The following is a 10,607-nucleotide window of genomic DNA, read 5'->3' as shown; positions in this document are numbered from 1 at the left end:
TCTAAACTATCAAATTTACACCTCATTATTGAATATTAATATTTATGAAAAAACAAGGATTATTAATTTTAATTGCTTTATTATTTCTTTCAAAGGATAAAGCTTTTTCCCAAGTTAACAAGGAACAAGACCATGCTAAGCGAATGGAATGGTGGACTGATGCCAGATTTGGGATGTTTTTACATTGGGGTGTATATTCTGTTTTAGGAGGGGAATGGAAAGGCGTAGATTATGGTAAAGATATGGGAGTTGCCAGTAGTGAATGGATTTATCTTACTGCCGATATTCCAAAAGAAGACTATGAAAAGGTGGCAAAATCTTTTAACCCTACAAAGTACAATGCTGAAGAATGGGTTAAAATTGCTAAAGATGCCGGGATGAAATATATGGTTTTAACATCTAAACATCATGATGGATTTACACTTTTTGACAGTAAATATTCGCCTTGGAATGTTACTCAGGCAACGGCTTATAAAAAAGATATCATTAAACAATATGTTGATGCTTGTCATAAACAAGGGATGCGAGTAGGTTTGTATTTTTCTCATGAGAAAGATTGGTACAATAGTAACAAAATCAGATTGGATACCACACCAAACACATCAAAATACATACAATTAGTAGAAAATCAGCTTACCGAAATTTTGACCAATTATGGAAAAATAGATTTATTATGGTTTGATATGGGAATTGCTAAACACAAAGAACTAAATGAAAGTTGTGTAAAATTAGTTAGAAAGTATCAACCCGAATGCATAATTAGCAGTAGGATAGGAAATGGTCTTGGGGATTATAAAAATTTAAGAGATCGAGAACTCGCTTCTCCAGGTATGGGGAATTATCTGGAATCGATTATGACGATGCGACTAAACTGGGCTTATGATAAGAATGATGCCAATTGGAAATCACCCGATGAAATGATAGCGATGATTTCTAAAACGGCCTGTCGTAACTCTAATTTTTTGCTGAACATAGGGCCTCAACCTGATGGGAAAATTAATAAAGAAGAAAAGAATCGCTTAAAAAAAATTGGAGAATGGATGAAAATTAATGGAGAAGCCATCTACCAAACAAAAGGTTCGCCATTTAGTGGAGAGTTTAGTTGGGGTTCCATAACTCTAAACGGAGATAAAATTTACATGCACCTTAACGGAGATTTTTTATCAAAACCAGAAATTGAAATTGCAGGACTTGAAACCCCTATACGTACTGCTTATTTGCTATCAAGCAAAAAGAAAGTATCCTTTAAACAAAATATAGGGCAAACAACAGCCAACGTTCAATTGACTTCGGAAATTAATACGGGCAATTTGCCGATAATCGTTTTGCAGTTGGCTTCGGCACCAAAATTCAATTTAGCAAAAGGACCAACATGGCTGCCTCCTGTAGAGCGATTTGAAAATAGAACTTTGGTTACTGGTGTGATACAACAGCTTAATAGTAATTTTTTTACTCTAAAGACAAAGGATAATATTTTGAATTTTAAGTTAAATGATGCTATTGAGTATCGAATCAAACAAGATGATGTTTTAAAAGTTGTACCTAATTATAATTTACATACAAATGAACAATATACCATTGTTTATGAGGGAGGAAGCAGAGGCAAAGAAATGAAAATAAAAATTATTTTAAAGGAAGATTAATATTAAGTATTGTAAAATAAAAAAGCAGCACCTTTTCGGATGCTGCTTTTTAGTATAAAAGAATTAAAACCTTATTTATTAGAATCAGTTGAAGTACTGTTTAAATTTAAATTGGTTCCTTTCAGCCCTTTTCCGCTTACCTCTAAATTTATTTTTCCCGCTTTAATTCCAGATTGCACCAATACCACTAATTTACCGCTAAATAATTTCATTGTAGGCAAATGAAACTGCTCTAAAGATGTCGCATCACCATTACAAGCAGCTCTGTATGTTCCAGCTCCTGTAACTTTAAAATTCAATTGATTGGTGGCTGTTGGGCATTCAATACCATTTTTATCAACTACACTAACGGTAACAAATGAAATATCTTCTCCATTTGCATCTAATGTTTTTTTATCAGGATTTAAAACTATTTTATAAGGTTCTCCAGCAGTTTTTATTTCTTTAGTAGCTTTAACATTACCCTTTTCATCATAAGCAACTACCTTTATTGTGCCAGGCTCATATTTTACGTCCATCCACATTAAGCGATACCTTTTTAGTGGCGTTGCATTACTTTTGGTTTGTTTGCCCATACTTTTTCCGTTTATAAAAAGTTCGGCTGTAGGGTAGTTGGTATATACAAAAACTGGGGTTGTTTCGCCTTCTCGTCCTTTCCAAGTCCAATGAGGTAAAATATGTAAGGTTTCGTCATTTTCGTTCCATCGGCTTCGGTATAAGTAGTAGCGGTCTTTAGGAATACCGGCTAAATCGCAAATACCAAAATAAGAGCTTCTAGAAAATAAATTTTTATTAGGTAAAGTGGTGTCGTATGGATTTGGTTCACCCAAATAATCAAAACCAGTCCATACAAATTCTCCAATTACCCAGGGTTTATCATCTTGCATCATTGCATCATCATCTGGAAGATTTCCCCAACCGGCATATTCGAGGTCATACGATGAGGATTGGTTATCATCATACTTTTTGTTTTTAGCCAGAACAGCAGGGAATTTGTATACTCCTCGGGAGCTAAAAGCCGAAGCCGTTTCTGAACCTAAAATAAAACCTTGTGGTAAAAGTTTGTGTGCTTCTTCATATAAAGCTAAATGATAATTTAATCCGGGAACATCAAATAGAGCTCCGAAACCTGATTTAATAATTTTAGCAACCTGACTTTTTCCTGATGTTACCGGACGGCTTGGATCTTCTCTGTGGAAAATATCTTGTAAACGTTTTGCTATTTCTATTCCATTTGGACTAGATTGGTCAGGTACTTCATTACCGGAGCACCACATCACAATACTAGGATGGTTTCTAGTAGCATTTACTAAATTAACGATATCTTTTTCTGCTTCTGAATCAAAATACAAGTGATAGCCATTTTTCATTTTAGCTTTTTTCCATTCGTCAAAACTTTCTGCCATAACCATAATTCCCATTTCATCACAAAGTTCTAATTGCTCTATCGAAGGCATGTTGTGTGAGGTTCTGATAGCATTACAGCCCATGTCTTTTAAAATTTTCAGTTGTCTTCGCAAGGCAGATTTATTGGTAGCAGTTCCTAAAGGACCTAAATCGTGGTGTAAGCAAACTCCTTTAAATTTTAGGTTTTTACCATTTAAACGGAATCCATTAGTTGCACTATAGCTTATGGTTCTTATTCCAAAAGTAGTGCTTGTTTCGTCTTTTAATTGATTTCCATCGTACAAATGGGAAATAGCTTTATACAGATTTGGAGATTCAGGACTCCATAGTTTGGGATTTGTTACCTTAATTTCCTGAATAAATTCATCATTATTAGCTTTCGTAGCTTTATCGGTCGCCACCACTTTACCTGAGGCAATCTCTATAATATCAGTGGTTAAGCTTAAATTTTCGCCATTAACTTTTGTTTTAATAGTAACATTAGCTAAGTTTGTATCAGCATCTAAAGTAGTGATATTTGTACCCCATTGTTGTACGCTTTTTTCGTTTTTTATAATTAACTGTACTTTACGATATAATCCAGCTCCAGGATACCAACGAGAAGCTTGATCTAAATTGGTAAGTTTGACGGCTAAGGTATTTTTGCTTTTATTTAAATATTTAGTAATATCAAAATAATGATAACTGTAGCCGTAAGACCATTCTCCTACTTTTTCTCCATTAATATAAACGATTGGCTGGCTCATGGCTCCTTCAAAAGATAAAATTACCTTTTCTTCTTTATGAAGTTGTTTTAAGGGAAGTTTTATACGATACCATCCAGTGCCTATAAACGGTAACGATCCTGTTCTTCCTGTTTTTTCTGAAGGTATTCTTTCTCCATTTTCACGAACTGCAACCTTTTGCATGTCAATATTTTTATCAAAAGGACCAAATATAGCCCAGTCATGCGGAATGCTAACAGATTCCCACTTAGAATCGTTAAAATTAGGAGCATAAGCTTCTGTTTGGTCTCCTTTTTGGAACTTCCAACCAGAGGAGAGCGTTATTATTTGTCTCGTTTGTGCAAAAACACAGGTTTGAATTAATACGAATACATTAAAGAAAAGCAGATGTTTTTTTTTCATTTTATATAAGTCATTAATGTTAAATTTAGAATTTTAAACAATATTTTTTGATGGTATATAAAAAGTTGAAAAGGACGCTAAGAAAATCCCATACTACTTTTTTTATGATACTTCAATTGGTTTTTACATTTATTTACTAAATGTTTTTCCTTCTTTCATCGGGAAATATTCCTTGTTCTTTTTTGTTGCAAATGAGAGTTCTTTGTCTTTGTATTTGAGTGTGATATCGCCTCCTTTTTTAGAAAAGACACGAACATTAATAAGCTCACCCGATTCCCATTTCATATCAATTACAAAACCTCCTCTGGCACAAAGTCCACAAACTTCACCATCTTTCCAATCTTTAGGTAATGCGGGAAGAAGTACTATTTTTCCCGATTGGCTTTGAAGCAACATTTCTATAATGCCTGCGGTAGTTCCAAAATTAGCATCCATCTGAAAAGGAGGGTGTGAGCCAAACATATTTGGGTTGATACTTTTGGATAATACAGTATTTAAACTGTGTTCTGCATTTTCTGCCTCTCGTAATCTGGCATATTGATTAATTAACCAAGCCGCACTCCAACCTGTCTGACCACTTCCATTTGCAATTCTAAAATCTAATGATTTTTTTGCAGCTAAAGCCAATTCTGGTGTTTTGTCAATATCAATTTGATATCCTGGGTGTAATGCGAATAAATGGGATATGTGGCGATGTCCTTTTTCTACTTCCTTAAATTCCTCATTCCATTCCATCAAACGCCCATCGCTACCAATTTTTGGTTTTGTTAATTTTTGCTGGGCTTGAATTACTTTTTCTAAAAAAGCATCTTTTATTTTCAATTCCTTAGAGGCATCTATATAGTTTTTAAACAATTGCCAAATTACTTGTTGATCGTGTGCTGGCGCCATACATATTTTACTAATACTGCCATCCGATGCTCTAAATTTATTTTCTGGAGATACAGAAGGTCCTGAAATCAACTCGCCCGTTTTAGGATCAGTGATTAGCCAGTCCATATAAAATTGGGTAGATCCTTTTAAAATTGGATATCTTTTCTTTAAAAAATTTTTATCTAAAGTAAAGTAATAATGTTCCATGATATGGGTCGTTAGCCAAGCACCTCCACCAATGTGCATTCCCCAACCTGAATCTTCTCCCGGAGCAGTAAATCCCCACGCATTCGTGATAGGATGTACTATCCAACCCTGGCAGTTATAGTGTGTTTTAGCAGTTTTAGCTCCTGGCTTCTGTAAATATTCCATTAAATCAAATAGGGGTAAATGCATTTCCCCTAAATTAGCAGTTTCGGCTAACCAATAATTCATTTGGACATTGACATCGGTATGAAAATCACCATTCCAAGGAGTTTGAATTTTATTTGTCCAAATTCCCTGTAAATTTGCGGGTAAAGTTCCTGGTCTGGAAGAAGATATCAATAAGTACCTACCATATTGAAATAGAAGCTCTACCAAATGTAAATCTGAATTCGTTTTTTTAAACTCCTGAATTCTTACATCGGTAGGAATCGTATCTAATTGAGAACTTAGTTTAAGACTTACTCTATTAAAATATTTTTGATAATCTTCTAAATGAGACTTTAATAGATCATTGTAAGAAGTCCGCTTTCCTTTTTCTAAGTTGGCGGCAGTAATTTTTTTATAAGGTCGCCCTTTATAATTAGGATAATTTAAAACATAATTAGTAGAAGCTGTGAGTAACAATGTTACTTCATCGGCATTTTCAACAATTAGATTAGCACCTTCATAGCGTACGGTTCCATTTTTGTTTACGGCAGCTAATCTTGCCATGTATTCTAATCCATTACCGCCTTTGCCATCTGAAAGTGACCCTTGCATTATTAACTCATTGTCTTTTGCTGTTGTTTCAAATCTTTCGGGTCTAGTCATTGAACTTTTAAAAGAGATACTCCCTGATTTGTCGGCTGTTAATTTAATAACCATCAATTGGTTTGGTTGACTAACAAAAATTTCCCTTTTATACTTGATACCGTCTTGAGTATAGCTTACTCTTATCACAGCATCTTCTAAATCTAATTCACGATGATAATTTTCGTAAGTGGATTGTTTTTCAAAATCGATCCATAAATCACCTAATGTTTGAAAGCTACCAAAAGGTACATTCGCTCCATTTCCGCGTCCTGTTCCTTTTCCTTTACAAATTTGTGTTTTCTTTGTTAGTTGGTTTGCTTCTTTGTATTTTCCTTCAAAAAGTAATTTTCTAATTTCGGCAAGTGCAGGATAAGCATTCGGATTGTCATTGTCATCAGGACTGCCTGACCACATGGTTTCTTCATTTAGCTGAATACGTTCTTTGTTTACGTCCCCAAAAACCATAGCACCTAAAGAACCATTTCCCAAAGGCAATGCTTTTAACCATTCTAGATCATCTTTTTTTCCTTTAGGAAGATCGGCTATGCTTGCATTTGCGGGCTGCGTGTACCAAAGTTTTAAAGATGAGGGTTGTGGTGTTGCCTTTTGACTGTATGAGCATAACGATAATCCAATGCCAATAAAAAATAGTAAAAAAAACTTTGATATATTATTAGAATTCATTTTGTCAGCTATTAAAAAATACAAATTAAACAGTTGAAGGAAAGTATTAGATTACTTTCCTTCAACTGCATATAATTAAAACCATTTATTATTTTATAGCTAAAAGTTTATTCCAATCTAAAGCTTTTGTATTGAAATTAACAACCATAATTTGTTTAGGTTTTAGTTCAATTTCTATGGTATCTCCATATTTATAATTAGTTGCAAAACCTAGCGTTCCATCTTTTAACATTGAGGAAATTTGATACAATTGTTTGCCTTCTTTTACTCCAATTTGCTCATCAAGTTTAAGCCTATATTTTACAGGAAGATCAGACGGATTGTGGAACGAGATGTATCCTTGATTGCTATCCCATGCTGTGTATCCGTAAACCTCTTTTTGGTTTGGGTTACCACCATGCATGTGTATATTCTTGAATGTTGGAAATACTTGGTACACCCATTTTAATCCATTTGCCAGTACGTCCCAATCAGAAGCGGTTACGATATCTGTTTTTAAATACAGTTCGATAAGGCCAGTTCCTCTTGAGAAATTCATCAATAAATATTTTTGAAATTCATCGGAGTTTTTGTCTTCTTCAGCCTTTGTTTTTTTAGGTTCATGGTTAAAAATAGCATTCATAGGAAATTTGGTGTTTTCTTTTTTCCAAATCTCATAATAAATCCCATCTCTATACGTCAATTCATCTGTTCTACCACTACCTTTTGAAGCGTCTCCTGCATTGATCATCCAGCTGGCATCTACATGTTGTAACCACCAAGGACTCAAATAAACTCCGTTAGAAATAGTGATGTACACATTTGGATTGATTTTAGCCATTGCATCAAAAATATCAATCATTTTTTCTGTTCCCGAAACCAAATAATAGGTTTTTAACTCATCGTATTTTGAGCTGTTCAGGATTGAATCGCCCGATTGTAAATTAGTTAGGTTTAATTGAGGCATTGCAGCAGTGCCACGTCCTTCTAATTCAAAATCTCTTTGACGCAGATGACCAAAAGTTCCGTCAAATTTGTAATAGGAAATTCCTTTTTCCGTCAACCACAAAAGTCTCTTTTTTAAAGCCGCCATATATTTAGGTCCCGATAAAGACATGGAATGTTGTAAGGTCTCGTAACCTTGCGTTTTCATCGATTTTTGCATTCTGGTTGATCCAAACAAAACCCCTGGGCTAAGCCAAAGACCTATTGTTGATTTAAAATCTTTTGCTTTGTTTAAAGGCGTATCAAAATCAGTATCGAATTTTTCATTTGTTTTCCAAACTTCATCAGACCAATCGGATTTTGGAGAAAAACTATCTTCCCAACCATCATCTATCACATAAGCACTTAAAGGACGACAATTTCTTTTTACTACTAATTCTTCGTTTAAGATATTGGCACTTTTTAAAAATGACTCTTGAGTAACAGCTTTACCAAAATCAAACCATGAATTATACTGAATTTGAAGGCGTAGCGGACGAACTCTGATCTCGTCTATATAATTAAAAAAAGCCTCATCTATCAAATTACTATCAGCGGCAACTCCCACAACTGATTTGTATGATGTGTATTTTGAATCTTTATTTACTGATTTACCAGATAAATAACCACAATTTAATTGTTTCTTTTCAACAAAATTTGTTGCTGCTGGAAATTCAATTCCCCAGAATGTACCACTGGTTTTGGTGTATAATGGCTGACCAAGACCCGGTTTCCAGTTTGGTTTTCCTTTGCTGTTTGCCGTAATCGATTTCAGTTTATAAGGTTGGTACGCATCTTCAAAAGCCATTGATTCCACATCAACTCGCTCTATCGTAAAATCCTTAGTACTTTCTATTTCTAATTGTTTACGTAAATAAAAATCATTTTTACCCAATTCATAGTTTAAAGTGACTTGAAGCCCTAATGATTCATTTTTTAGTTTGACACTTAGAATTTCACTATTCTTAGCTTTAGATTTCTTTTGGGAAACAAAGATAAAATCCTTTGTACTAAGTATTTTATCGGTTCCTGTTTTATCAGTTCCTTTGGAAATTCTTATTTTAAACTCATCACAAGATAATGGAATCAATGTTTGAGCATTTTTTTTGTTTGTTATTTTAGTAGTCACCCATCTATTTTTACTAACTGAAAATTCGCGACTAATGTTTTGGTTTTCGATGGTAGCTTTATCCTCACTTTTAAATGCAGTTAAGAATTGGAAGAGTAAGGCGAGTAAAATAATTCCGTTTAATTTTTTCATGTTGTTTTTTTTAAGGGTAAAATAGAAGGGTAGGGGCTTATTTTTTTAAAATAGGAAAACCAAAGATTAAATCTCCGGCTTTTCCCATTTCAAACATCTAAAAACTCAAATTTATATACTAATTGTCAATATCATTTTTCCTGTCTTCTGCTTCTTTTTTAGCTCTTTGCTCTGGTGACAATTTAGGTTTTTTGGCTACTGGAATTTCTTTTAGTTTTGAAAAATCTACAGTAAGATTTCCTATTACTTGTACTTTTATTACGCTTGCTACTTTATCTGGTGCATTAGTTGGTACTTTGATAGTCAGTCCTTTGTCAGATGTAGTTGTTTTTAAAGCTTTTCCATTGGCTAAAAGTGTTGCACTGCTTACTTTGTTTTTTAAATCAGGAAGTGTAAGCTCACCGTTTTTAGGCCATTCAAAAACAGAAATATATAGCGTCGTATTTCCTTTTGCATCATCTTTTTTAGTGATTCTTCCCCAACTAACAGGGTTTAAAGGATTAACTTTAGTAGCATAAATAGCTTCACCATTCACTTTCATCCAATCACCAATTTTTTTAAGTCTTTCTTTCGCTTCATCAGGGAAAGTTCCATCAGGTTTTGGACCTACGTTTAGTAAATAGTTACCACCTTTAGATGCAATATCAATTAAACTAGTTAACAATTCTTCATAGCTTTTCCAATCATTATCCCAACTCTTATAGGCCCAGCTTGTATTCATGGTATTGCAGGCTTCCCAATCTTGTCCATCCAGCTCTTGTAAGCTAGGTATTTTACGCTCATAGGTTTTAGTATCACCTAAAAAGTTTGGTTTGCATAATCTGTCATTGGTAATAATTCCTGGTTGTAGGTCTAATAAAGGTTGTAATTGTCTTGCCGCATCTTCTGTCATAGATCTTGGTGTATCCCACCATAAAATGGAAATATCACCATAATTTGTTAGTAGTTCCTTAACCTGTGGAACGGCCACATTCTTGATATATTGAGAAAAATTTTGTTTGCTTTGGATTGGATCCCATTTTCCATCATGTGCTACCGCGTAAGCATCAATTTCACAGCTTTTTGGATTGTCCCAGCCATAAGCCGCAGCTCTAGGAGAAACATTTCCACCAGGGTTAGTCCAATCTTGAGATTGTGAGTAATAAAACCCAAGTTTTATTCCGTATTTTTTACAAGCTTCGGCAAGTGGTGTTAGAATGTCTTTTCCATATGGACTTGCGTCTACTATGTTCCATTTGCTGGCATTGGTTTTAAACATAGCAAAACCATCATGGTGTTTTGCAGTGATAATGATATATTTCATTCCGGCATCTTTAGCGGTTTTAACCCATTCGTCAGCATTATAATTTACAGGGTTAAATTTCTTAGCATAAGATTGATATTCAGTAACAGGAATTTTCATTACATTCATTATCCATTCTGCCGATTGTTGTTTTTGTTGTACTCCATTCCAAACCCCAGCCAGTTCCGAATATACTCCCCAGTGAATGAACATTCCAAGTTTTGCTTCTCTCCACCAAGCCATTTTTTGGTCTTTTGTGAGTTGTTGCGCATTACTAAAAGTGCTACTGAAGCAAAGTATAGCCAGTAATAAAAGTTTAAGCTTACTCTGTGATTTCATTGTTTTCATCGATGCTTGGTTTTGATTGA

General features: G+C 34.3%; 5 protein-coding genes. 1 reads left to right on the top strand and 4 read right to left on the bottom strand.

What is annotated here, in order from left to right:
• Positions 1–44 precede the first annotated feature (44 nt).
• Entirely contained in the window at positions 45–1,643 is a 1,599-nt protein-coding gene (locus AC4FRF_RS14670) for an alpha-L-fucosidase (protein ID WP_491160515.1), read from the top strand.
• A gap of 71 nt (positions 1,644–1,714) precedes the next feature.
• Here the strand turns inward: AC4FRF_RS14670 and AC4FRF_RS14665 are convergent, their stop codons facing one another.
• From AC4FRF_RS14665 to AC4FRF_RS14650, 4 genes are all read right to left on the bottom strand, one after another.
• Positions 1,715–4,177: a glycoside hydrolase family 2 TIM barrel-domain containing protein gene (locus tag AC4FRF_RS14665; RefSeq protein ID WP_491160513.1), complete on the bottom strand. Its 2,463-nt coding sequence runs from the start codon at positions 4,175–4,177 to the stop codon at positions 1,715–1,717.
• Between the two features lie 129 nt (positions 4,178–4,306).
• Positions 4,307–6,733, bottom strand: a complete 2,427-nt coding sequence (locus AC4FRF_RS14660; protein WP_491160511.1) for a glycoside hydrolase family 95 protein — start codon at positions 6,731–6,733, stop codon at positions 4,307–4,309.
• A gap of 88 nt (positions 6,734–6,821) precedes the next feature.
• A complete protein-coding gene (locus AC4FRF_RS14655) occupies positions 6,822–8,957 on the bottom strand; it encodes an alpha-galactosidase (RefSeq protein WP_491160509.1) in 2,136 nt (711 codons plus the stop codon).
• Positions 8,958–9,075: 118 nt separating this feature from the next.
• Positions 9,076–10,587, bottom strand: coding sequence for an alpha-L-fucosidase (locus AC4FRF_RS14650; RefSeq protein WP_491160507.1), 1,512 nt, complete (start codon positions 10,585–10,587; stop codon positions 9,076–9,078).
• Between the last annotated feature and the right edge of the window lie 20 nt (positions 10,588–10,607).

The sequence above is a fragment of the Flavobacterium sp. ST-158 genome, from assembly GCF_058309975.1.
Note: the sequence above shows the minus strand (reverse complement) of the source record. Positions and strands in the feature narration are given on the sequence as shown.

Bases quoted from the DNA above. Each gene is read 5' to 3' on its own strand.
- AC4FRF_RS14670 (WP_491160515.1), top strand. From the start codon at position 45: ATGAAAAAACAAGGATTATTAATTTTAATTGCTTTATTATTTCTTTCA.
- AC4FRF_RS14665 (WP_491160513.1), bottom strand. From the start codon at position 4,177: ATGAAAAAAAAACATCTGCTTTTCTTTAATGTATTCGTATTAATTCAA.
- AC4FRF_RS14660 (WP_491160511.1), bottom strand. From the start codon at position 6,733: ATGAATTCTAATAATATATCAAAGTTTTTTTTACTATTTTTTATTGGC.
- AC4FRF_RS14655 (WP_491160509.1), bottom strand. From the start codon at position 8,957: ATGAAAAAATTAAACGGAATTATTTTACTCGCCTTACTCTTCCAATTC.
- AC4FRF_RS14650 (WP_491160507.1), bottom strand. From the start codon at position 10,587: ATGAAAACAATGAAATCACAGAGTAAGCTTAAACTTTTATTACTGGCT.